Origin of the sequence: Burkholderia catarinensis (assembly GCF_001883705.2) — a bacterium.
Taxonomy (GTDB): domain Bacteria; phylum Pseudomonadota; class Gammaproteobacteria; order Burkholderiales; family Burkholderiaceae; genus Burkholderia; species Burkholderia catarinensis.
Genome location: NZ_MDEQ02000013.1, coordinates 49,449 through 72,800 on the forward strand (window position 1 = coordinate 49,449; position 23,352 = coordinate 72,800).

Annotated in this window: 22 protein-coding genes and 1 riboswitch; of the genes, 7 read left to right on the top strand and 15 right to left on the bottom strand. The window is 67.6% G+C overall.

What is annotated here, in order from left to right:
- The first annotated feature begins 295 nt into the window (after nucleotides 1–295).
- From BFF94_RS21395 to BFF94_RS21405, 3 genes are all read left to right on the top strand, one after another.
- Nucleotides 296–940, top strand: coding sequence for an MBL fold metallo-hydrolase (locus BFF94_RS21395; RefSeq protein WP_069246884.1), 645 nt, complete (start codon nucleotides 296–298; stop codon nucleotides 938–940).
- On the top strand, nucleotides 937–1,596 hold the full coding sequence (locus BFF94_RS21400; protein WP_128845872.1) for a 3'-5' exonuclease family protein: 660 nt from the start codon (nucleotides 937–939) through the stop codon (nucleotides 1,594–1,596). Before BFF94_RS21395 ends, BFF94_RS21400 begins: the two co-directional genes overlap by 4 nt.
- A 79-nt stretch (nucleotides 1,597–1,675) precedes the next feature.
- Complete coding sequence (locus BFF94_RS21405; RefSeq protein ID WP_006477376.1) at nucleotides 1,676–2,146, top strand: Lrp/AsnC family transcriptional regulator; 471 nt, start codon at nucleotides 1,676–1,678, stop codon at nucleotides 2,144–2,146.
- Between the two features lie 48 nt (nucleotides 2,147–2,194).
- Here the strand turns inward: BFF94_RS21405 and BFF94_RS21410 are convergent, their stop codons facing one another.
- The 3 genes from BFF94_RS21410 to BFF94_RS21420 all read right to left on the bottom strand — a co-directional run bounded on the left by BFF94_RS21410 (nucleotide 2,195) and on the right by BFF94_RS21420 (nucleotide 4,902).
- On the bottom strand, nucleotides 2,195–3,352 hold the full coding sequence (locus BFF94_RS21410; RefSeq protein WP_219139797.1) for a cation diffusion facilitator family transporter: 1,158 nt from the start codon (nucleotides 3,350–3,352) through the stop codon (nucleotides 2,195–2,197).
- 241 nt (nucleotides 3,353–3,593) lie between these two features.
- Entirely contained in the window at nucleotides 3,594–3,887 is a 294-nt protein-coding gene (locus BFF94_RS21415; protein ID WP_006491875.1) for an H-NS histone family protein, read from the bottom strand.
- A gap of 355 nt (nucleotides 3,888–4,242) precedes the next feature.
- Nucleotides 4,243–4,902: a HugZ family pyridoxamine 5'-phosphate oxidase gene (locus tag BFF94_RS21420; RefSeq protein WP_128848115.1), complete on the bottom strand. Its 660-nt coding sequence runs from the start codon at nucleotides 4,900–4,902 to the stop codon at nucleotides 4,243–4,245.
- 221 nt (nucleotides 4,903–5,123) lie between these two features.
- Between BFF94_RS21420 and BFF94_RS21425 the strand changes: the two genes are divergently transcribed.
- Nucleotides 5,124–6,341 carry an MFS transporter gene (locus BFF94_RS21425; RefSeq protein WP_219139798.1) on the top strand — a complete coding sequence of 406 codons (1,218 nt, stop codon included), beginning with the start codon at nucleotides 5,124–5,126 and terminating at the stop codon, nucleotides 6,339–6,341.
- Nucleotides 6,342–6,417: 76 nt separating this feature from the next.
- Here BFF94_RS21425 and BFF94_RS21430 read toward each other — a convergent pair whose 3' ends face one another.
- Complete coding sequence (locus BFF94_RS21430; protein WP_128844840.1) at nucleotides 6,418–7,560, bottom strand: branched-chain amino acid ABC transporter substrate-binding protein; 1,143 nt, start codon at nucleotides 7,558–7,560, stop codon at nucleotides 6,418–6,420.
- A gap of 418 nt (nucleotides 7,561–7,978) precedes the next feature.
- Nucleotides 7,979–9,055 carry an NAD(P)H-dependent flavin oxidoreductase gene (locus tag BFF94_RS21435; protein WP_219139799.1) on the bottom strand — a complete coding sequence of 359 codons (1,077 nt, stop codon included), beginning with the start codon at nucleotides 9,053–9,055 and terminating at the stop codon, nucleotides 7,979–7,981.
- Between the two features lie 223 nt (nucleotides 9,056–9,278).
- Here BFF94_RS21435 and BFF94_RS21440 point away from each other — a divergent pair, with 223 nt between their 5' ends.
- Nucleotides 9,279–9,971 (top strand): dienelactone hydrolase family protein, encoded by a 693-nt coding sequence (locus tag BFF94_RS21440; protein ID WP_128847483.1) that lies wholly within the window; start codon nucleotides 9,279–9,281, stop codon nucleotides 9,969–9,971.
- 80 nt (nucleotides 9,972–10,051) lie between these two features.
- Entirely contained in the window at nucleotides 10,052–11,530 is a 1,479-nt protein-coding gene (locus BFF94_RS21445) for an amidase (protein WP_219139800.1), read from the top strand.
- 83 nt (nucleotides 11,531–11,613) lie between these two features.
- Here BFF94_RS21445 and metF read toward each other — a convergent pair whose 3' ends face one another.
- From metF to BFF94_RS21490, 9 genes are all read right to left on the bottom strand, one after another.
- A complete protein-coding gene (gene metF, locus BFF94_RS21450) occupies nucleotides 11,614–12,444 on the bottom strand; it encodes a methylenetetrahydrofolate reductase [NAD(P)H] (protein WP_128847487.1) in 831 nt (276 codons plus the stop codon).
- Between the two features lie 34 nt (nucleotides 12,445–12,478).
- The gene (locus BFF94_RS21455) at nucleotides 12,479–12,832 is read right to left on the bottom strand and encodes a phage holin family protein (protein WP_006477367.1); all 354 of its coding nucleotides are present in this window, start codon (nucleotides 12,830–12,832) and stop codon (nucleotides 12,479–12,481) included.
- 139 nt (nucleotides 12,833–12,971) lie between these two features.
- Nucleotides 12,972–14,390 (bottom strand): adenosylhomocysteinase, encoded by a 1,419-nt coding sequence (gene ahcY, locus BFF94_RS21460; protein WP_128848247.1) that lies wholly within the window; start codon nucleotides 14,388–14,390, stop codon nucleotides 12,972–12,974.
- A 32-nt stretch (nucleotides 14,391–14,422) separates the two neighbouring features.
- Nucleotides 14,423–14,538, bottom strand: a riboswitch (S-adenosyl-L-homocysteine riboswitch).
- Between the two features lie 85 nt (nucleotides 14,539–14,623).
- Nucleotides 14,624–15,358: an RNA polymerase sigma factor FliA gene (locus BFF94_RS21465; protein ID WP_006484033.1), complete on the bottom strand. Its 735-nt coding sequence runs from the start codon at nucleotides 15,356–15,358 to the stop codon at nucleotides 14,624–14,626.
- Between the two features lie 22 nt (nucleotides 15,359–15,380).
- Nucleotides 15,381–16,199 carry a MinD/ParA family ATP-binding protein gene (locus tag BFF94_RS21470; RefSeq protein ID WP_219139801.1) on the bottom strand — a complete coding sequence of 273 codons (819 nt, stop codon included), beginning with the start codon at nucleotides 16,197–16,199 and terminating at the stop codon, nucleotides 15,381–15,383.
- On the bottom strand, nucleotides 16,192–17,946 hold the full coding sequence (flhF, locus tag BFF94_RS21475; protein WP_219139802.1) for a flagellar biosynthesis GTPase FlhF: 1,755 nt from the start codon (nucleotides 17,944–17,946) through the stop codon (nucleotides 16,192–16,194). The genes BFF94_RS21470 and flhF overlap by 8 nt, the downstream gene beginning before the upstream one ends.
- Complete coding sequence (gene flhA / locus BFF94_RS21480) at nucleotides 17,943–20,042, bottom strand: flagellar biosynthesis protein FlhA (RefSeq protein WP_128843672.1); 2,100 nt, start codon at nucleotides 20,040–20,042, stop codon at nucleotides 17,943–17,945. The genes flhF and flhA overlap by 4 nt, the downstream gene beginning before the upstream one ends.
- Complete coding sequence (gene flhB / locus BFF94_RS21485; RefSeq protein ID WP_128843671.1) at nucleotides 20,039–21,235, bottom strand: flagellar biosynthesis protein FlhB; 1,197 nt, start codon at nucleotides 21,233–21,235, stop codon at nucleotides 20,039–20,041. The genes flhA and flhB overlap by 4 nt, the downstream gene beginning before the upstream one ends.
- A gap of 349 nt (nucleotides 21,236–21,584) precedes the next feature.
- Nucleotides 21,585–21,965, bottom strand: a complete 381-nt coding sequence (locus BFF94_RS21490) for a DUF805 domain-containing protein (protein WP_128843670.1) — start codon at nucleotides 21,963–21,965, stop codon at nucleotides 21,585–21,587.
- Between the two features lie 379 nt (nucleotides 21,966–22,344).
- On the opposite strand from BFF94_RS21490, the gene BFF94_RS21495 reads away from it, so the two are divergent.
- Nucleotides 22,345–22,752 carry a hypothetical protein gene (locus BFF94_RS21495; protein WP_219139803.1) on the top strand — a complete coding sequence of 136 codons (408 nt, stop codon included), beginning with the start codon at nucleotides 22,345–22,347 and terminating at the stop codon, nucleotides 22,750–22,752.
- On the opposite strand, the gene BFF94_RS21500 is transcribed toward BFF94_RS21495, so the two are convergent.
- Nucleotides 22,749–23,246, bottom strand: a complete 498-nt coding sequence (locus BFF94_RS21500) for a VOC family protein (protein ID WP_128843668.1) — start codon at nucleotides 23,244–23,246, stop codon at nucleotides 22,749–22,751. The two genes, BFF94_RS21495 and BFF94_RS21500, sit on opposite strands and share 4 nt — an antisense overlap.
- Nucleotides 23,247–23,352 lie beyond the last annotated feature (106 nt).

The window sequence follows — 23,352 nt, forward strand, 5'->3', positions numbered from 1 at the left end:
TGGATACACCGCCGGACTCCCCGGCGGCTGATGCTTGACGGTGAATCCGACACCCCGTTCAACGGGGCCGAAACACCAGCGAATTGCGTGAAATTCACGTGCAATGGAGCGCATTATACATAAATCAAAAGGTCGTCTCGAAAAGCGCCCCCGAGGGACCATTGATTCTCACTATGGCTGTAACAATCGGCATGCTCAGGGAATGCCCGTACCCGCGCATCGCGACGTGCGTCGCACGAACGGCAAGCGGCACGCGCGACCGGTACAATCGCTCCTTTTAGCCGCCGGTGCCTCCATGAAAGTCACGCTCATTCCGGTCACGCCGTTCCAGCAGAACTGCTCGCTGCTCGTCTGCGAGAAGACGGGCCGCGCCGCCGTCGTCGATCCGGGCGGCGATCTCGACCGGATCGAACAGGAAGTCGCGCGACAGAACGTGCAGGTCGAGAAGGTGCTGCTCACGCACGGGCACATCGATCACTGCGCGGGCGCGAAGACGCTCGCGACGCACTATGGCGTGCCGATCGAGGGGCCGCAGGAAGAAGAACGCTTCTGGATCGAGAAGCTGCCGATGCAGAGCGAGCGCTTCGGCTTTCCGGCCGCCGAAACCTTCGAGCCGGACCACTGGCTGAACGACGGCGACACCGTGCGGTTCGGCGACGAGACGCTCGAGGTCTATCACTGCCCGGGCCATACGCCCGGCCACGTCGTGTTCTTCAGCCGCGCGCACCGCGTCGCGATCGTCGGCGACGTGCTGTTCGCGGGCTCGATCGGCCGTACCGATTTCCCGCGCGGCAATCACGAGGATCTCGTCCGTTCGATCAAGGAGAAGCTGTGGCCGCTCGGCGACGACGTCACGTTCGTGCCGGGCCACGGCCCCGTCTCGACGTTCGGCGACGAGCGCCGCACGAACCCGTTCGTGTCCGACAAGGTGTTCGGATGAACCAGACCGCCATCCAGGAAATCTACGTCAGCACCGACGTCGAGGCAGACGGCCCGATTCCCGGCCCGCACTCGATGCTGAGCTTCGCATCGGCCGCCTATACCGAGGACAAGCAGCTGATCGCGACGTTCTCGGCGAACCTCGAGACGCTGCCCGGCGCACAGGCGCATCCGGTTCAGGAAGCCTGGTGGAAGACCGAGCCCGAAGCATGGGCCGCATGCCGGCGCGACCTGCAGGCGCCCGAGGCGGCGCTGGTCGCGTACGTCGACTGGGTCGAGGCGCTGCCCGGCAAGCCCGTGTTCGTCGCAATGCCGGCCGGCTTCGACTTCACGTTCATGTTCTGGTACATGATGCGTTTCGCGGGGCGCTGCCCGTTCTCGTGGTCGGCGCTCGACATCAAGACGCTCGCGTTCGCGATGACGGGCCTGCCGTACCGCAAGGCGATCAAGCCGCGCTTTCCGAAGCACTGGTTCGACGACCATCCGCACACGCACGTCGCGCTGGACGACGCGATCGAGCAAGGCACGCTGTTCTGCAACATGCTCGCCGACCTGCGCCGGCAGCAGGCCGCGCTCGCGGGCCTCGCCGTGTCGGACACGGATCGGTCGGAAAACGCGGGGGCGGGACAAAACCCCACGGATCCGCGGGCAAATTAGGGAATCTCGCTCAACCGCGCCACATCAGATTGCCTTTCCTTTTCCGGCCCTCTAACATTCAGCATGTTGTTGCTGCCGCATGGAGGCGCAGGTGACGCTCGATTCCTTTTCGCAAAAAATCCTTCGCCTGTTGCAGCTCGACGCGCGCCGTTCCGTACAGGAAATCTCCGACCAGGTCGGCCTGTCGAGCACGCCGTGCTGGCGCCGCATCAAGGACATGGAACAGTCGGGCGTGATCCAGCGCTACACGGCGCTGCTCGATCGCGAGAAGCTCGGCCTGCACGTCTGCGCGCTCGCGCACGTGCACCTGACCCGCCACAACGAAGGCGGCGTCGAGCAGTTCGAGCGCGAGATCGCGACCTGCCCGGAAGTCACCGAGTGCTACAGCACGACCGGCGAGGCCGATTACATCCTCAAGATCGTCGCGCCGGACATCAAGGCCTACGACGTGTTCCTGCACGAACGCATCTTCAAGATCCCGGCCGTGTCGCAAGTGCGCACGAGCGTCGTGCTGCGCGAGATCAAGTTCGACACGCAGCTGCCGCTGTAACGCGCGGGCCCGCACGGCCGGCCCGCGGTCGCGGGTGCCGGCGGCAGGTCACGCCTGCGCGGGCATCGCGCGCGTGAAGCCGATCCGGTGCGCGCCGAACTCGCGCTTCAGCGCGTCGGCGTCGAGCCGGCCGGCCAGCGCCGCATCGGTGTCGCTCGGATCGCTGGCGAGCGTCACGTCGATCTCGAGCCCCGTACTCAGGTAATGCAGGTTGATCGCCACCGCGCGCAGCCCACGCTGCGCGAGCGCGGCCTCGAGCCGCGCCGCGATCTCGCCGCGCGGCGGCAGCGCGAGCGCCGGACGGCGCGCCGCGTCGTTCTCCGGGTCGACATGGATCAGCGCATCGAGCACGCGCGAGTCGGACAGCACGCGCGCACGCGCGGTCTCGGCGATGTAGTGCCCTTCGGAGACGGAGATCTTCGGATCGACGAGGATGTGCGCGTCGACGAGCGCGGCATCGCCCATCTTGCGCGTGCGCAGGTCGTGCACGTCGCGCACGCCGGGGGTCGCCGCGAGCAGCGCGCGGATCTCGGCCGTGTCGGTCGTATCGAGCGCTCGATCGGAGAGGTCCTGCAGCGCGTCATAGCCGAACGTCCAGCCCATGCGCGCGACCATGAAGCCGACGATCGCCGCCGCGATCGGGTCGAGCAGCCGCACGCCGGCCAGGCTGCCGACGATGCCGATCGCGACGACGAGCGACGACGCGGCATCCGAGCGCGCATGCCATGCATTCGCGACCAGCATCGCCGAGCGTACGCGCCGCGCCTCGCGCAGCATGTAGCGAAACAGCGCTTCTTTCGACACGAGCACCGTCAGCGCGACGATCAGCGCGGAAAAATGTACCGCCGGGATGTTTTCGAGATTAACGAGGCGGTCGCCGGCCCGCCAGAGCATGCCGATTCCGACCGCAATCAGGATAGCGCCGAGAAACAGCGACGCGACGGTCTCGTAGCGGTTGTGTCCGTAATTGTGGTCGGCATCAGGCGATGCGCCGCTATGCCGATTCGCAACCAGCACGACAAAATCCGAGATCAAATCGGATATCGAATGCACACCGTCGGCAATCAATGCCTGCGAATGCGCAATCGTGCCGACGACGATCTGAAATGTCGCAAGCACGACATTCAGCACAATACTGACGAGCGTGCTCTTGCGCGCAACCGCGTGCTTATCTGCGCTCTGCGCGTCGCCGGAAAACGTGGACATGAAATATTAGATATCGGTGTGCGATACGCAATTCTATCAAAGGCGCCCCGCAAACCGCTCCAATACCCACAAATTTCTCATTTAAATCAACCGCTTATGCGAACGTGTCGCATTTTCATTCACATGGCTTCATTACAATTTCATGACAGCGCCAGCGTCCCTGCCGCGGCCTGAAACAAAAAAGCCGCGCTCCTCAACGGACACGCGGCTCTTTTGAAGAACAGACAACTTAAACAAATGTTTAAATCGCAAACTGTTCGCGGTTCTTGCCTGCGATCCAGCGCGGCGGCTTGCCGCGGCCCGACCACGTCGCGCCCGTTTCCGGATCGCGGTATTTCGCGGCCACGCCTGCGCGCGGACGGCCAACCTTGCCGGCCTTCGCGCGGCTGAGACCGAGTTCGGCGAGCGAAAAGCCGTAGTCGGCAATTTTCTGCTTCACGTCATTCAGCACTTCAGCGTATTCACGCGACTTCGCTTCCTCGATTTGCTTCTCCAGCTTCTCCCGCTGGGCCAGCAGGTCCTTGTAAGAAGACATAGTTTCCCTTTCTATCTGACTAATGGCGCCGATCTGTAGCCAGCTCACCATTCATGAAATATATGTGCCTCGGATTTTCGAAGGCAGAGATTAGCACAAAAAAGATTTGATAGAAGCGAGATTCATGAAAATACCGAAACTCATTGTAATTCGGGCATGTCGTTTTGACCGGCCGCGGCCTTTTCTCAAATTTTTACGTTCCTCCATAGAGATTAGGACATTAGCGATTGCCTATTAAGTCTATCAATCTACGCAATTACCCTGCATTCAGAAAAATCAAAGCTTTCATCGGACGACAGCTTTGCGAAAATCGGATGGCGCGGCTTGCCAACCGGACAAACCGGCACCCGCGACGTCACGCCACATCCCGCGCACACGCGATCAGCCGTTCGCGCAGCGCGCCCGCATCGGCCGGCGGCGCATCGAACGGCGTGCGCACGCGGCGGCCGTCGCATCGCCAGTCGGCGCCGTGGCGATCGACGCCGAGCAATTCGAGCCCGTCGCGGTGCGCATCGCCGGCATCGTATGCGTCCCACAGCGCCTGTTCCTCGTCGAAGGCGAGCGGCGGCAGCGCATCGAGATGCGTGCCGTCGACCCAGCCCATCAGCCCGAACCCGCCGATATAGCGCAGCCGCTCGATATCGAGCGCCCAGAACGTGAAATCGCCGAGCGCGAGATAGCGCGCGGCGTCCGGCTCGTAGCGCCGGTAGCGCGCGGCGACGTGAGGATCGTCGCCGAGCGGCACGAACCGGCCGAGCAGCGTCGCGCGCTCGGCGTTCAGCACGTCGCCGTCCGGCGCGTCGACGACGAGGAAGCCCGCGCGCGGATCCGCGGCGAGATTGCGCGTGTGCTCGGCGAGGCCGCTCACGAGGATCACGGGCCGATGGCTTGCATCGGGCGCGAACGGGACGACCGTCGGATACGGGAAGCCCAGCGGATCGCGCGCGTGGGTGGCGAGCGTGCCGAGCGCGCAGCGGTGCAGCAGATGCAGGGCAAAGGCGGGATCGATGTTCAAGAGGACTCCTGCGGTCGAAGGGCGGCGAGCCGGGTACGCCGTGCGCTTCGATGTTACCCGCCGGCGCCGCGTGCCGCGCATCGGTCGAACGGCCGAGGCGGCCGCTCCCCCGGATCATCGGCCGAACGGTCATCGCCCGGCACGATCGTAAGCGGTTCGATAGAATCGGACAAATCCGACGGACGCCGCACGCGTCCGCGCATTTCCTGACGAGCCTTCCCGTGTCCGAATCCTCCTGCCCCGAATCGTCGTCCCCGTTCGCCGTGCCGCCCGACGCGCATCGCGTGCTGCCGCTCCCGGCCCGCCAGCGTGCGCGCACGGCATCGATGGCGCTGTTCTTCGTCGCCGGCATGATGTACGCGTCGTGGGGCGTGCACGTGCCGACCGTGCGCGACAAGTTCGCGCTGAGCCCCGGGCTGCTGTCGATCGCGCTGTTCGCGGTCGCCGGCGGCTCGATCGCCGCGATGCTGACCATCGCGCGCTGGATCGCGCGCGTCGGCTCGCGCACCGCGTGCGTCGCGGGCGGGCTCGTGATGTCCGCGTGCGCGGCGCTGATCCTCGTCGTGCCCGACTACTGGATGCTGCTCGCCGTGCTCGCGCTGTTCGGCTTCTCGATGGCGACGCTCGACGTCGCGATGAACGCCGAGGCCAGCGCGGTCGAGATCGCGCTGGGCAAGCCGATCATGTCGTCGCTGCACGGGATGTTCAGCATCGGCGGGATGTCGGGCGCGGCCGCCGGCGGCGCGCTGCTGTCGGCCGGCATGGCGCCGGCCGTGCATCTCGCGCTCGCGGCGGCGGCGAGCGCCGCGGTGCTCGTCGTCGCGAGCCCGGCCGTGCTGCCGCATGTGCCGCACCACGAACACGCGCACGGCGGCGGCAACCGCTGGCGCTCGCCCGCATTGTGGATGCTCGGCGGCATCGCACTGATCGCGCTGATCGCCGAAGGCGCGATGTACGACTGGGCGACGGTCTACATGCGCGACGTCGTCGCGGCGAGCCCCGCGCTCGCAAGCGCCGCGTACGCGGCGTTCTCGGGCGGGATGGCCATCGCGCGCTTCGCGGGCGACGCCGTGCGCGCCCGCTTCGGCGCGCCGCAGCTCGTGTTCGCGAGCGCGTCGCTCGCGTGCGCGGGGATGATCGGCGCGCTGCTGTTGCCGTATCCGGCCGCGGTGCTGACCGGCTTCACGCTGATGGGCCTCGGCCTCGCGAACATGATGCCCGTGCTGTTCGCGGCCGCCGCGCGCGTGAAAGGCATCCACGCGGCCGAAGGGCTCGCGCATGTGGCCGGGCTCGCGTACTTCGGACTGCTGTTCGGTCCGGTCGTGATCGGCGCGGTCGCGCAGGCCGCGAACCTGACGATCGGCCTGTCGGTCGTCGCGCTGTGCGCGGCGCTCGTCGCGGCCATCGCGCCGAAGGTGCTCGCGCACCTGAAGATCTGACGGCGCGGCCCGAAAAAAAAGCGCGCATGCGTTGCCGCATGCGCGCTTTCGCCCCTTCTGTTGACCGCTTTTTGCGTTACATCTTCACTTCGTCGAGCAGCGACTTCTTGCCGCCCTTGTAGTTGTACAGCGAGATCACGCCGTGCTGCAGGTCGCCCTTCGAATCGAAGGTCGTCTTGCCGATCACGCCCGTGTAGTTCGTCGCCGGCATCGCAGCGAGGATCTTCGCCGGGTCCGTCGAGTTCGCGCGCTTCATCGCGTCGGCGACGATGTACACGGCGTCATACGTGAACGGTGCGTAGATCTGGATCGGCTGGCCGAAACGCTTCTCGTACTTCGCCTTGAACGCGCCGCCGCCCGGCATCTTCTCGAGCGAAGCACCGGCTTCCGAGCACACGATATTGTCGGTCGCGTCGCCGGCCAGGTCGGCCAGCTTTTCCGTGCACACGCCGTCGCCCGCGAAGATCTTCGCGCGCAGGCCGAGCTGTTTCGCCTGTTTCGCGAACGGGCCGCCGGTGGCGTCCATGCCGCCGTACATGATCGCGTCCGGATTCTCACCCTTGATCTTGGTCAGAATCGCGCGGAAGTCGACCGCCTTGTCGTTCGTCGCGTCGTGCGACATCACGTTCAGGCCGAGCGCCTTCGCCTTCTTCTCGAACTCGTTCGCGAGACCCTGGCCGTATGCGGTCGAATCGTCGACCACCGCCACGCTCTTGATGCCCTTCGAGTGCGCGTAGTTCGCGAGTGCCGGACCCTGCTGCGCATCGGTCGCCACCACGCGGTAGGTGGTCTTGAAGCCCTGCTGCGTGTAGGCCGGGTTCGTGGCCGACGGCGAGATCTGCACGATGCCCGCATCGCTGTAGATCTTCGACGCCGGGATCGACGTGCCCGAGTTCAGGTGGCCGATAACGGCGACGACCTTGTCGTCGACGAGCTTCTGCGCAACCTGCGTGGCCTGGCGCGGGTCGGCCGCGTCATCCTGCGCATCGAGTTGCAGCGTGATCTTCTGGCCGCCGATCGTGAGACCCTTGGCATTGATCTCCTCGACTGCGAGACGCGCACCGTTTTCGTTGTCCTTGCCCAGGTGTGCAATGCCGCCCGTCAAGGGCGCGACGTGGCCGATCTTGATGACTTGATCGGCGGCCGCGTTGCTTGCAGCTGCAACGCACAGCATCGCCGCGGCGGTGATCGGCAACAGCTTTTGCATCTTGATATTCATGTGAGTCTCCAGTTTCGGTCCCAATAAACGCCATCGCCCGGTGCCCCGCTGCCATCCCTGTGTTTGCAATCACTGGACGATTCGCCGGTTGCATCGTTCATGCACTTGGCCTCAAGTACGTTAAAACCGCCGCTTTTAGCAGCCGCCCGTCCGTACTTGCGCGCAAGTGTAGGTGATCAAATTAATTTGTGGGACTTTTTTGGGGTAGTGGTAACACTACCGATATGCATACATTGGAAAGACTACTCGAATATCGCTACGAGCCCCGCCGGATAGGGGTTTCCGCTAATTTTCAGCGGCTTCTCGTAAGGTCGTTTTAAAACATTCCCGTGACATTTCGATTCGGTATTTTGTGCCCGGGATCATTGAATGAAACGCGCGTGACAACACGCGCGTTTCGTCGTTCGATACGAACTGTTCAGGCGGTCGCGCGCCATTCGGCGTCGAGCGCGGCGACGAGCTGCGAGGTCGTCAGCGCATCGCCGCGCCGCCGCGCGAGCGGTGCGCCCTGCCCGGCCCACAGCGACAGGTAGTCGCCGTCGTTCGCACGCGCGGCGGCCTGGCGCAGCGGCTGCGTCAGCGCGTTCTGCACCGGGTACGGCGCGGCGTCGGCCACGCGTTCGCCGAGCCGCGCCATCAGCGTATTGCGCAGCCCGCGCGCGTGGCGACCGGTGATCGCGCGCGTGACCTGCGTCGACGTATCGGCGCTCGCGAGGAGGCGCGCCTTCCAGTCCGCCGCGATCGCGCTTTCCGTGCAGGCGAGGAACGCGGTGCCGAGCTGCGCGCCCTGTGCGCCGAGCGCGAGCGCGGCCGCGATCCCGCGGCCGTCCATGATGCCGCCCGCGGCAAGCACGGGCAGGCCCGTCGCGTCGACGAGCTGCGGCACGAGCGCGAGCGTGCCGATCAGGGCGTCGTCGGCGGAACCGATGAACGTGCCGCGATGGCCGCCCGCCTCGGCGCCCTGCGCGGACAGCGCGTCGGCGCCGGCCGCCTGCCACGCGAGCCCTTCGGCTACGTGCGTCGCGGTGCCGATCACGTAGGTGCCGGCGGCCTGCAGGCGCGCGACGTCAGCCGCGTCGAGCACGCCGAACGTGAAGCTCGCGACCGGCACGCGCAGCGCCACGAGCGCATCGAGCTGGGCGCGGAAGTCGGGCGCGTAGCGCGCGGGCGCCGTGCCCGGCGGCAAGCCGAGCGTCGCGTTCAGCGGGTCGATCGCCGCCAGTGCGCGCGCGACGGTCGCCGCGTCGGGCGCGGCGTCCGGCAGCACGAACAGGTTGACCGCGAACGGGCGATCGGTCGCCGCGCGGATGGCGGCGACTTCGGTCGCGAGGCGCTCGGGCGCGAACGCGCCGGCGCCGAGGCTGCCGAGCGCGCCGGCATTCGATGCGGCGGCGACCATCGCGGTCGTGGTCGCACCGACCATCGGCGCCTGCACGAGCGGCAAGCGCAGGCCGAAGCGTTCGGAAAAAGGCGTGGAAAACAGACGGGCAGACATGGCGAATCCTTCGATGACGATGCGCGAAAGCGCTTTGTAACGGCCGGCACATCGACTCTATCGAAGCGGCGCACCGCCGAAAAATGAATAATCGAGATCGAAACGATCGCTGCGCGAGAAGCGCGCGCGTGCCCTGCACCGTCATACGATTGGTGGCACACTAGGCCGCCCTCTTCCACCCCGGGGCGCGCATCGCGCACCCCGTTCGCCAGGAGTTCAGAACGTGACTGCCCAATGGATCGACATCCCGACCGGTAACGACAGCTTCGGCGGCTATCTCGCGCTGCCCAAGCGCGGCAAGGGCCCTGCCGTCATCATCATCCAGGAGATCTTCGGCGTGAACTCGCACATCCGCGCGGTCGCCGACCAGTACGCGTCCGACGGCTTCGTCGCGCTCGCGCCGGACGTGTTCTGGCGCACGCAGCCGCGCGTCGAGCTGACCTACGAAGGCGCGGATCGCGACAAGGGCATCGAGCTGATGAAGAAGACCGACGTGGGTCTCGCGGTCGCGGACATCGGCGCGGCGGCCGACGCGTTGCGCGCGCGCCCCGAAGTGGCCGGCAAGATCGCCGCGATCGGCTACTGCTTCGGCGGCCAGCTCGCGTACCGCGCGGCCGCGACCGGCAAGCTCGACGCGGCGGTCGCCTATTACGGCGGCGGCATCCAGAACGCACTCGACCTCGCCGGCAAGGTCACGCAGCCGATCCTGTTCCACTACGCGGAAAACGATCACGGGATCCCGCTCACGGCCGTCGACGAGGTGAAGGCCGCGTTCGCCGGCCACGGCCACGCTGCCTTCCACGTGTATCCGGGCGCCGAGCACGGCTTCAACTGCACCGACCGCGCGTCGTACAACCAGCGCGCGTCGGCGCTCGCGCACGGCCGCACGCTGACGTTCCTCGCCGAGCACCTGTAACGACGCCCGGCCGCGGGCCCGTCGCGCCGGGCCCGCGTTATGCTCCCACCATCGCCACGCGTCACCACGGGGGGACTGCGATGCACTCGGACTATCTCGCGCATGACGCGATCGGACTCGCCGCGCTCGTACGCGAACGCAAGGCGAGCCCGCGCGAACTGCTCGACGCCGCGATCGGCCAGGCCGAAGCGGTCGACGGCGCGATCAACGCGATCGTGCTGCAGGACTACGAAGCCGCGCGCCAGCGTGCGGCCGCCGCAACCGATGGCGGCGCCGACGCGCCGTTCGCCGGCGTGCCTTATCTCGTCAAGGATCTCGGCGCGGCGGTCGCCGGGCTGCCGCTGTCGATGGGCAGCCGGCACTACCGGTATTTCGTGCCCGCCGACGATTCGCCGCTGATCGCGCGAAGCCGCGCGGCGGGTCTCAACGTGTTCGGCAAGACCAACACGTCGGAGATCGGCCAGATGCCGTACACCGAACCCGAACTGTTCGGCGCGTGCCGCAACCCGTGGAATCTCGACCACACGCCCGGCGGCTCGAGCGGCGGCGCGGCGGCGGCCGTCGCGGCCGGGATCGTGCCGCTCGCGCATGCGTCCGACGGCGGCGGCTCGATCCGCATTCCGGCGTCGTGCTGCGGGCTGTTCGGCCTGAAGCCGAGCCGCAACCCGGTGCTCGTCGACCTGCCGTCGAACGGCGAGCTCGTCGTCCAGCATGCGATCTCGCGCAGCGTGCGCGACAGTGCGCTGCTGCTCGACGTGACGACCGGCCAGACGCTGCCGCCCGGCGCGCCCGGCACGTTCCTCGGCGCGCTCGACACGCCGCCCGGCCCGCTGCGGATCGGTTTCGTCGTCGATCCGATGCTCGCGCCGGCACTGGCGGAAGACACGCGCGCGGCGCTCGACGACGCGGCCGCGCTGCTCGAATCGCTCGGCCACCATGTCGAGCCGGCGACGCTGCGCATCGACTACCCGCGCGCGGCCGAAACCTTCCTCACGCTGTGGGCGACGATCGCCGAGGAGATGGTGCTCGGCGCGCGCGAACTGACCGGCCGCACGCCGCGGCGCGGCGAATTCGAGGCCGCGACGTGGGCGATGGCCGTGGTCGGCCGGCGCCTCGCGCGCACGCGCCTGCCGGATGTCCTCGAATGGCAGCGCCAGCTCACCGTGCAAGTCGCCGGCCTCGTGTCGCGCTACGACGCGATCCTGTGCGCGTCGCTCGCGGGGCCGCCGGTGAAGATCGGCGAATTGCAGCCGACGCCGTTCGAATCGGCGCAGATGAAACTGCTCGCCGCGCTGCCGGTGAAGCCGCTGCTGAAGGAAATGCTCGCGAAGTCGTCGGAAAAGGCGTTCGCGTGGGCCGGCTGCACCGAGCTGTTCAACCTGACCGGCCAGCCGGCGATGTCGGTGCCGCTCTACTGGAATGCGCGCGGGCTGCCGATCGGCGTGCAGTTCGTCGCGCGCCACGCCGACGACGCGCTGCTGCTCAGGCTCGCGCGCCAGCTCGAGGAGGCGCGGCCGTGGTTCGACCGCCGCCCGCCGCTGATGCAGGCGCAGCGCTGACGCGCACGGCATCGGCCGGCACGAAAAAAAGCCCCGCCGGTTTTGCCGGCGGGGCTTTTGCGCATGCAGCCGCGTGACGGCGCTTACATGACGAGCCGTTCGCAGATCGTGCGCGTCGCGACGGCTGCGTTCAGCGTATAGAAGTGCAGCCCCGGCACGCCCGCATCGATCAGGCGCTGGCACAGGCTCGTGACGACGTCCGCGCCGAACGCGCGGATCGACTCGCGATCGTCGCCGAAGCTCTCGAGCCGGCGCGCGACCCAGCGCGGCACTTCGGCGCCGCACATCTCGGAGAAGCGCATCAGCTGCGAGAAGTTCGTGATCGGCATGATGCCCGGCACGATCGGCACGTCCACGCCCAGCTTGCGCGCATCGTCGACGAAGCGGAAATACGCGTCGGCGTTGAAGAAATACTGCGTGATCGCGGAATTCGCGCCGGCTTTCACCTTGCGCGCGAAATTCTCGAGATCGGCCTTCGGCGAGCGCGATTGCGGGTGGTACTCCGGGTAGCCTGCGACCTCGATGTGGAACCAGTCGCCATGCTCGGCGCGGATGAAGCTGACGAGCTCGGACGCATAGCGCAGCTCGCCGACCTCGCCCATCCCCGACGGCAGGTCGCCGCGCAGCGCGACGATGTGCCGGATACCGTGCGAGCGGTACTGGTCGAGGATCGCGCGCAGGCTGTCGCGCGACGAGCCGATGCACGACAGGTGCGGCGCGGCCTCGAGGCCGTCCTTCTGCATGTCGAGCACGGTATCGAGCGTGCCCTGCTGCGTCGAGCCGCCGGCGCCGAACGTCACGGAGACGAATTTCGGCTTCAGCGGCAGCAGTTGCGCACGGGTCGCGCGCAGCTTTTCGACGCCGTCCGCCGTCTTCGGCGGGAAGAATTCAAACGAGAGTTCGATCGGTTTCATGATTCGGTGGGTTTGGGCTTGCGCCCGCCAGCCCTCAGCCGATGTCGCGCTGACCGAAGATCAGGGCGGACAGCAGCCACGACACGATGCTGTACAGGATCGAACCGAAGAACGCGGACCAGAATCCCGACACCTCGAAGCCCTTCAGCAGCGACGACGCGAACCAGAAGCACAGCGCGTTCACGACGAGGATGAACACCCCGAGCGTGACGATCGTGACGGGCAGCGTCAGCAGGATCAGCACCGGGCGGATCACCGTGTTGATCAGGCCGAGCACGACCGCGATGATCAGCGCGGTGCCGAAGCTCTTGATGTGGATCGACGGCACGAGGTACGTGATGATCAGCAGCGCGAGCGCATTGATGACCCAGGTGAGGATGACGCTCATGGAGTGCTCCGGTTCGGTGGTCGATCGGTATGATCAATGGCCGACGCCGGCCGCCGCGCGAGCCCGAAGGCGCGGCGCAGCGGGCCGGCGCCGCGCCGTGTGCCCCGCAGCGGGGCGCGCACGGCGCGGCGGCGGCGCATCAGTAGCGGTAGTGGTTCGGCTTGAACGGGCCGTCCTTCTGCACGCCGATGTACGAAGCCTGCTCGTCCGACAGCACGGACAGGTTCGCGCCGATGCGGGCCAGATGCAGGCGCGCCACCTTTTCATCGAGATGCTTCGGCAGCACGTACACCTTGTTCTCGTACTCGCCGCCGCGCACGAACAGCTCGATCTGCGCGAGCGTCTGGTTCGCGAACGAGTTCGACATCACGAACGACGGGTGGCCGGTCGCGCAGCCGAGGTTCACGAGGCGGCCTTCCGCCAGCAGGATCACGCGCTTGCCGTCCGGGAAGACGATGTGGTCGACCTGCGGCTTGATGTTTTCCCACTCGTACTGGCGGGTCGACGCGACGTCGATTTCCGAGTCGAAGTGACCGATGTTGCAGACGATCGCGTTGTGGCGCATCGCCTTCATGTGGTCGTGGCCGATCACGTGGAAGTTGCCGGTGGCCGTCACGAAGATGTCGGCCTTGTCGGCCGCGTATTCCATCGTCACGACGCGGTAGCCTTCCATCGCCGCCTGCAGCGCGCAGATCGGATCGATTTCGGTGACCCACACGGTCGCGCCGAGGCCGCGCAGCGACTGCGCGCAGCCCTTGCCCACATCGCCGTAGCCCGCGACGACCGCGACCTTGCCCGCGATCATCACGTCGGTCGCGCGCTTGATGCCGTCGACGAGCGACTCACGGCAGCCGTACAGGTTGTCGAACTTCGACTTCGTGACCGAATCGTTCACGTTGAACGCCGGGAACGGCAGGCGGCCGTCCTTTTCCATCTGGTACAGGCGGTGCACGCCGGTCGTGGTTTCCTCGGTCACGCCCTTGATGTGCGCGAGGCGCGTCGAGTACCAGGTCGCGTCGATGTCGAGGTGCTTCGCGATCGACTTGTACAGCGCGACTTCTTCCTCGTTGGTCGGCTTCGCGATCACCGAACGGTCCTTCTCGGCCTTCGCGCCGAGGATCAGCAGCAGCGTTGCATCGCCGCCGTCGTCCAGGATCATGTTCGCGAATTCGCCGTTCGGCCATTCGAAGATGCGGTGCGAGAACTCCCAGTATTCGTCGAGCGACTCGCCCTTGAACGCGAACACCGGCGTGCCGGCTTCGACGATCGCGGCAGCCGCGTGGTCCTGCGTCGAGAAGATGTTGCACGAGGCCCAGCGGACGTCCGCGCCGAGCGCCTTCAGCGTCTCGATCAGCACGCCCGTCTGGATCGTCATGTGCAGCGAACCGGCAATGCGCGCACCCTTCAGCGGCTGCTGCGCCTTGTATTCGTCGCGGATCTGCACGAGGCCCGGCATTTCGGTCTCGGCGATGTTCAGTTCCTTGCGGCCCCAGCCGGCCAGCGCCATGTCGGCGACGACGTAATCCTTGGAAGCCTGGGAATCGATAATGGCGTTCATCACGCCCTCCTTTCTAAAAAGTTTCTAGATTGGTGACGTGAGCGCCGTTCAGGAAGCGGGGCCGGCGCGAATTCGCCGCACGGCTGCTTGGTGAAGCCTTCCGAGCCTGGCAGGCCCAGAATGGCCCGTCGCAACGCTCCTCGGAAAACGGAGGGGATTGTAGCAAATCGGCGCGCGAAATGCGCAAGCGGCGCACACGCGCGGCGTCGGCGCGCGTTGCCGTCGGGAAAGGGTCAGGACTCCGCGCCGACCCACGCCTGCTCGCGCAGCCGCGCGCGCAGCCGTGCGACGGCCTGGCTGTGCAACTGGCACACGCGCGATTCGCTCACTTCGAGCACCGCGCCGATCTCGCGCAGATTCAGACCCCGTTCGTAGTACAGCGACATCAGCAGCTTCTCGCGCTCCGGCAGCCGCTCGATCGCCTCGACGAGCGCCTCGCGCAGGTGTTCGTCGAGCAGCGCCGACAGCGGATCGGCGTGATCGACGCGATAGCGGTCGAGGAACGGCTCGTCGTCGGCCGCGCGGTCGAAATCCTCGTAGTAGATGAGCTGGCTGCCGTGCAGGTCCTGCAGCATCCCCTGGTATTCGTCGAGCGGCATGTTCAGGTGCTGCGCGATCTCGGTCTCGCTCGCCGAGCGGCCGAGATGCTGCTCGACCTGGTGCACCGCGTGCTCGACCTCGCGCGACGTCTTGCGCAGGCTGCGCGGCAGCCAGTCGTTGCTGCGCAGCTCGTCGAGCATCGCGCCGCGGATGCGCTGCGTCGCGTAGGTCTCGAACTGCGCGCCCTGGTCTTCCTTGTAGCGGCCGGCCGCGTCCATCAGCCCGATCATGCCGGCCTGGATCAGGTCGTCGAGGTCGACGCTCGCCGGCATCTTCGCGACGAGCTGCAGCCCGAGGCGACGCACGAGCGGCGCATATTGCGCGAGCACGTCGGCCTGGGACATCTTTCCTTGAGCGTTGTACATCATGGCTCTCTCCTTCCGGTGGCGTTCACGCGGCGTGTGCCGCGCCCGCCTCATACGACGGCTTGCCGCCCGCATGGACGGCGCGGCCCGCACCCGAACTCGGGCGCATCGGCCAGTACAGCAGGTCGGCGGCAATCTGCCGGTAGTCGCGCGCGGCACCCGACGACGGGAACGCGTCGACCCCGGCGCGCCCCAGTTCGCGTGCGTGCTCGACCAGCGGATCGGCGCTCACGCAGCCCGCGTCGGCGATCGACACGGTCAGGTAGCGGCTCGCGACGCCCGCGAGGTTGTCGAAGGCCGTCTTCGCGTCCGCGTGGCTGCCGACGTGATTGGTCAGCACGCGGAACTGCGCGAACGCGTGCGCGAAATGCAGCCGCTTCATGCACGCATACGCCTCGGTGATCGCCTGCGCGGCGACCCGCGTGACGACCAGCACGTCGTGCGCTTCGCGCGCGAGCGCCGAGAACGATCCGTCGGCGCCGAGCTGCGCGTCGACGAGCACGATGTCGGCCGGGCCGTCGATGAAGTCGCTCAGTTGCGCGTCGCTGTAGCCGGCGCGCGCGAGCCGCGCGGCCGCGCACAGGCCGAACCCGGCGGCCACCCGCGTGCGCTCGCCGTCGCGCAGCCACGCGCCCGCGAGGGTCGCGCTGGCCGATTGCACGTCGGCGCGCTCGTCGACGACGAGCACATCCTTGCCGAGCGACGCGAGCGCCGCCGCCAGGTTCACGATGGTGGACGTGCAGCCGACACCCGCCGGCCCGCCCGTCACCGCGACGATGCGCGACGCGCGCCCGGCCAGCAGGCGCCGAAGTCCTTCGGCCTGATCGATGATTCGCTTATCCAAATCGCACCTCGTGCAGCTCGGCGGTGGAACGTGCGGTCAGTGCGGAAAGCAGCGTCGGCATGTCCTCGTCTTGCGGCACGAAGGGCGAGCCGTCGCGCGGTACACAGAACGCGCTCTTCAGCAGGAATTTGGTCGATGCGACGTACAGGTTCTCCGGCACCTTCTGGCCGGTCGACACGTAGTGGACCGGCAGCTTGTAGCGGATCACCGTGTCGAGCACGCCGCCGAGGTGAGTCGCCTCGTCGAGCTTCGTCAGGATGCAGCCGGCGAGATCCGCGGATCCCGCCTGCGGATGCTCGCCCGCGCTGCGGTACGCCTGCACGACTTCGTTGAGCGTGTCGCCATGGCTCGTCGCGTTGAGCAGCAGCAGGCGCTGCACCTGCGCATTCGCGCCGTGCAGCATCGCGATCTGGTCGGACACCGCGCGGTCGCGCTGGCTCATGCCGATCGTGTCGATCAGCACGATGTGCTTGTTGCGCAGCTCGGACAGCGCGAGCGCGAGATCGCCCCCATCCTTCACCGCGTGCACGGGCACGCCGAGGATCTTGCCGAAGATGCGCAGCTGCTCGTGGCCGCCGATCCGGTAGCTGTCGGTGGTCAGCAGCGCGACCTTGCTCGCGCCGAAGCGCATCACGCAACGCGCGGCCAGCTTTGCGGTGGTGGTCGTCTTGCCGACGCCCGTCGGCCCCATCAGCGCGAACACGCCGCCGCGCTCCATCAGCGCGTCCTCGCTGTCGAGCACCGGCAGGTTCGCCGCGAGCACCGACTGCGCCCATTCGGCGGCCTGTTCGAAGGTCTGCGCGCCGTCGCCGGACGGCAGGTTGTCGACCAGCATCCGCACGAGCTGCGCGGAAAAGCCGGCCGCGAACAGGTGCTTCGTCAGCGCGCCATGCACGGCGCTGCGACGCTGGCGGTCATGCCACATCAGGTTGTCGAACTGCTCTTCCATCATCCCGCGCAGCTCGCCGAGCTCGTGCATCACCGTATCGTTGACGATCCGCTCGATGCGCGACTTCACCGCATCGGCCACCGCAGCGGCCGTGTCGGCGGACAGGCGCGTGCGCTCGGCCGCCTTCGCAGCAGGCGCGGCGCTTGCGTCGGGCGCGCGGGCGGCGGCCGCCGGGATCCGGCGTTCGGCGTCGCGCACGATGTCGCGCGCCCAGTCGGGCGGCGTCGCGCTCACGGCGGCCTGCGGGGCAGGCGCGCTCGCCTGCGGCGCGGCGGGCGCCGCCTGCGCGCGTGCGACCAGCGCGTCGCGCTGCTGCGTCAGGCGCTTTGCGTGCTCGACCAGCCACGGCGCGGGTTCGGAGGCGGCGGCCGGCGTACCGGCGGCGGGTGTCGCAATCGACGGCGATACCGCTACCGGCGCGTCCGCGTCGATCGCCGCAGGATGCGCCGCCTCCGCATCGGCGCTTGCGCCGAACACGGACGAGAACACGTCCGGCAGCCCGCCATCGCCCGCCGCATACGGATTGGCGACCGGACGCGCCGGCGCGGCGCCCGGGCGGGCCACGATGCCCGGCACCGCGGCGGCCGGCACGGATTCCGGCAGGCGCGGCGCGGCACTCCGCGGCCGCGCGGCCGGCGGCGTCACCGCGGCCAGGTCCGAATCGGCAAGGGCCACGATTTCGACGCTGCCGTCATCGAGCGCGCGGTTCGACAGCACGACCGCGTCCGCGCCGAGCGCCTCGCGCACGAGACGAAGTGCGTCGCGGCTCGTTGCGCCGGTAAATTTGCGAATGTTCAAGCGGAACCCCCGATGACGTTAACGACTTTGATCGTGCGTGTGTCCGGCACTTCGGCATACGACAGCACTTTCAATTGCGGCAGGCTGCGGCGCAGGAAACGCGCGAGCATCGCGCGCAGCGCGTGCTGCACGAGCAGCACGGGCGGCAGCCCGAGATTCTGTTGACGCAGCATCGCTTGCTGCGTGCCGGTCAGAAGGTTGTGTGCGAGGCCGGGTTCGAGGCCCGGATTCGCGCCGGTGGCGAGCGCCTGCGACAGCACGCGCTCGAGATTCGAGTCGAGGCCCATCACCTGCATCTCGCCCGCGCCCGGATACCACTGCTGCGTGATCGCGCGGCCGAGCGAGAGCCGCACCGCGGCCGTGATCTCGAACGCGTCGCCGCGGCCCGCATGTTCGGACACGGCCTCGAGGATCGTGCGCATGTCGCGGATCGGCACGCCTTCCTCAAGCAGGTTCTGCAGCACCTTCTGCAGCGTCGTCAGCGAGATCGTCTTCGGCACGAGGTCCTCGACGAGCGACGGCGCGTCCTTGCCGGTGCGCTCGACGAGCGCCTGCACTTCCTGGCGGCCGAGCAGCTCGGCCGCGTGCTGGACGACGAGATGGTTCAGGTGCGTCGCGACGACCGTGCTCGCGTCGACCACCGTGTAGCCGTACACCTGCGCCTGCTCGCGCAGCGCGACGTCGATCCACACGGCCGGCAGCCCGAACGCGGGATCCTGCGTGACGGCGCCCGGCAGCGCGGCCGTCACCTGGCCGGGGTTGATCGCGAGCCACTGGCCCGGGAATACTTCGCCGACGCCGATCTCGACGCCCTTCAGCGCGATCCGGTACGCGTTCGGCCGCAGCTCGAGGTTGTCGCGGATATGGATCACCGGCGGCAGGAAGCCGATTTCCTGCGCGAATTTCTTGCGGATGCTCTTGATGCGCTTGAGCAGTTCGCCGTCGCTGTTCTTGTCGACGAGCGGGATCAGCCGGTAGCCGACTTCCAGCCCGAGCGGGTCGATCAGCTGCACGTCGTCCCAGGTCGCCTCGTGGCTGTCGGACGGCAGCACGGCGGGCGGCGCGATGTCGGTCACGTCGCCGGCCGCCTTGCGGGCCGCCGCGCGCTTCGTCTGCGTGCGGGCCAGCCAGATCGCGCCGCCGCCGAGCCCGAGAAACGCGAAGTGCGGCATCCCGGGGATCAGCCCCATCAGCACGATGATCACGCCGGTGATCATCAGCACGCGCGGGTTCGTGAACAGCTGGCCGGTGATCTGCGTGCCGATGTCCTCGTCGGTCGCGACGCGCGATACGATCACGCCGGCCGCGGTCGAGATCACGAGCGACGGGATCTGCGCGACGAGGCCATCGCCGATCGTCAGCAGCGTGTAGTTCGTGCCGGCCGCCGCGAAGCTCATGTCGTGCTGGACCATCCCGACGATCAGCCCGCCGATCACGTTGATCGCCATGATGATCAGGCCGGCGATCGCGTCGCCGCGCACGAACTTCGACGCGCCGTCCATCGACCCGTAGAACTCGGCTTCCTGCGACACGGCCAGGCGGCGCTTGCGCGCCTGTTCCTCGTTGACGAGGCCCGCGTTCAGGTCGGCGTCGATCGCCATCTGCTTGCCGGGCATCGCATCGAGCGTGAAGCGCGCGGACACTTCGGCGATCCGCCCCGCGCCCTTCGTGATCACCATGAAGTTGATGATCATCAGGATCACGAACACGATGATGCCGACCGCGAAGTTGCCGCCGACGAGGAAGTGGCCGAACGCCTCGATCACCTGGCCGGCCGCGTCGGGGCCCGTGTGGCCCTCGAGCAGCACGACGCGCGTCGACGCGACGTTCAGCGACAGGCGCAGCAGCGTCGAGAACAGCAGCACGCTCGGGAACGCCGCGAAGTCGAGCGGCTTCATCGTGTACATGCTCACGAGCAGCACCATCACCGACAGCGCGATGTTGAACGTGAACAGCAGATCCAGCAGCAGCGGCGGCAGCGGCAGGATCATCATCCCCAGGATCATGCAGATGAGGATCGGGCCCGCGAGCGCGCGCAGGTTGGTGCCCGCGAACGGGTTCGAGCGCTTCGCGAGCAGGCCGGTCGGGGTGCTCATGCCACTCCTCCGTTGCCGAGCGTGTCTTCGGCTTCGTCGCGTTCGTCGTCGGCCGATACCGACGTACCCTTGTCGAGTTCGGCCGGCACGTCCAGATCGACCGGCACCGCGGGGAACGCGCCGCCTTCCGAGCGGAAGCGCTTGAGCTGGTAGACCCACGCGAGCACTTCGGCGACGGCCCCGTACAGCGGGCCGGGAATCTCGCGCTCGAGTTCGACGTTGTGATACAGCGCACGCGCGAGCGGCGGCGCTTCGAGCAGCGGCACGTTGTGTTCGGCCGCGAGTTCGCGGATGCGCACGGCGACGAGGTTCACGCCCTTCGCGACGACCTTCGGCGCGCGCATCTCGCCGTCCGTGTATTGCAGCGCGACGGCGAAGTGCGTCGGGTTCGTGACGACCACGTCGGCCTTCGGCACGGCCGCCATCATCCGGCGGCGCGCGATCGCGCGCTGCTGCTGGCGGATCCGCCCCTTCACGTGCGGATCGCCTTCGTTCTCGCGGTGCTCGCGCTTCACTTCGTCCTTCGTCATGCGCAACTTCTTGTTGTACTGCCAGATTTGGTAAGGCACATCGAGCGCGGCAACCACCAGCATACCGGCGACCGTCGTGCCGCAGCACACGGCGACCAGGTGCAGCGCATCGGGGAGCGCCACGCCGAGCGGCTGCATCGCGAGGCCGAGCAGTTCGTCCTTGCTGCGCCAGATCGCGATGCCGCCGATCCCGCCGACGACCAGCGTCTTCGCGAGCGACATCCCGAGCTGGATCGGCCCCTGGATCGAGAAGATCCGGCCGAGGCCCGAGATCGGGTTCAGGCGGTCGAACTTCAGTTCGAACGTCTTCTGCGAGATCAGCCAGCCGCCGAGCGCCATCGGCGCGAGCAGCGCGGCGAGGCCGGTGAGCGCGAGGATCGGCAGCAGCGCGGTGAAGCCTTCGAGGCTCGCGCTGCCGGCCGCCGACAGCATCCGGTTCGTGTCGAATGCCGTCGCGCGATCGAACGTGAACGCGCCGCGCAGCATCGCCTGCAGATGTGCGCCCGACGGGCCCGCGACCAGCCATGCGCCGTAGAACCCGGCTGCGAGCAGCGCGAACGAAGCCAGTTCGCGCGAACGCGCGACCTGCCCCTCCTCGCGCGCCTTCTCGCGGCGTCTCGGAGTGGCGGCTTCGGTCTTGTCGAGATCGCTCTCGTCTGCCACGGGGCCTCCAGTCGGGTACGGCGGAATGCCGCTTTCCAGTGACACCGATTATTCACGGAGGCGTCAAACGCCGATCGGTCGAGCAAAGCCGGGAAAGGGGGGTATTTCGGGGAATCGGGCGAGCCGGTGCGAACGGGGCTGGAACGGGGGCGGAACGGTGCGCGGCGCGGCGGAAAAACGTGCCGGTCGGCGGAACGGCGCAGCGTCGATCCCGGACGGGGCGGCGACGGCGTGAAGCGCGGAGACGGTGAGATGGGGAAGCGGGGAAAGCGGGCGAAGCGGGAAAAACGGAAACAACGGGGAAATCAGGCCCCGACGCGACGGCGTCGCGCGTCGGGGCAGGCGTCGGTCAGACCGCCAGGACCGGATCCGCGCCGAAGCGGTTCGGGCCTTCGGTGCCGCGCGTGCACATCCACACGAGCAGCAGGATGCCGCCGACGATCGGAATCAGCCCGATCAGCAGGAACCAGCCCGAGCGGCCCGTATCGTGCAGGCGGCGGACGCTGACCGCGATGCCCGGAATGATCAGCGCGAGCGAAACCAGGAAGATCACGCCGAGCAGCAGCAGCGTGATCAGGCCCGCATCGCGGCCCGCCGCGCCGATGATCTGGGCGGCGACCGACAGGACGCAGCTCAGCAGCGCGAAATACCAGTATTCGGCACGACGCGCACGGCCTTCGAATGTCGCATATTTATTGAGTACGGTACGAACGGCTTCGGAAAAATTCATCTTATTACCCTCCTGTTTTATATTGGCACCCCGGAAACAACGCCGGAATTATATGTTTGAATGTCGGTGGATTCCATCTCTTTTCGCAAGCCGGTCGGCACGCAAACGCGGCTGCATCGCGTTCCGACGCGGCGCAGGAACAGCTGCGATAGCGTATTTCCACGCCCCTTATTTGCATGCCGCGTCATTTTAATATTCTTGAAGACCTGACAGAAACTACAGCCTTCGATAATCCAGCATTTGATTACAACCGAATGAAAGCGCACATGATCCATAATCGGTACGAGCGCACGGCATTCGATTAACCGTCCGGCCGGAAATACGCCGGCGCATCAGTCGCGTTACCCCTCGCCATTGCCGATCCCACATGAATTGCACCATGCTCCGTCACCCGCTCGTTGCGCTGCTGTCGCTCGCGTGCGCACTGGCCGCCGGCTGCGCGGGCGCGCCGGACCTGCCGCCCGGTACGCAGGCGCCGGACGCGCCGCACCCCGGCACGATCGCCGTGCGGATCGCGTGGAACGGGTCGACGCAAACCTGGCGCGCGCAGGATGTCCCCGCGAGCTTCGCATTCCGCTGTTTCGGCGCACACGGCGAACCGTCGGAACGCGCTCGCGCGGCCTGGTGCGTGCCGGTCGTCGAGATCGAATCGCTGTCGGCCGATGCCGGCGGGCGCCTGGTCGCCCCGGCCGACGCCGCGCGGTTCGACAGCACCGCGTACGGGCCCGGCCACCGCTTCCTCGACCATACGACGTCGGGACGCGGCGCCGGACGCCCACCGGGCTAGCCGGCCGCCGCCCGCTGCAGCGCGCCGAGATCGAGCTTCTTCATCGTCATCACCTGCGCCATCACGCGCTCGGCGCGTGCCGGGTCGCCGGTCATCAGTTCCGCCATCTGCACGGGCACGACCTGCCACGACACGCCGAAGCGGTCGCGCAGCCAGCCGCACTGCTGCGCGCGCTCGTCGCCGCCTTCGGACAGGCGCGCCCAGTAGCGGTCGATCTCGTCCTGGTCGCGGCAGTTGACGACGAACGACACGGCCGGCGTCATCTGGAACACGGGGCCGCCGTTCAGCGCGACGAACGCCTGCCCGTCGAGCTCGAACGCGACGGTCATCACCGCGCCCTCCGCGCTTCCGGATGCGTGCGCGCCGGCCTTGCCGTAGCGCGCGACGTGCACGATGCGCGCGTCGTCGAACACCGACACGTAGAAACCGGCGGCCGCCTCGGCGTCGCGGTCGAACCACAGGAACGGCGTGATGCGTTGTATGCGCGGATTCATGGCGCTGTCTCCTCGATGTCGTGCCGGCACCGGTGCCGGTGCCGGTGCCGGTCTTACATCGTAGGCGCTGCGCCCGCGCACGGCGGCAATCCGGTCCGTAGGACGC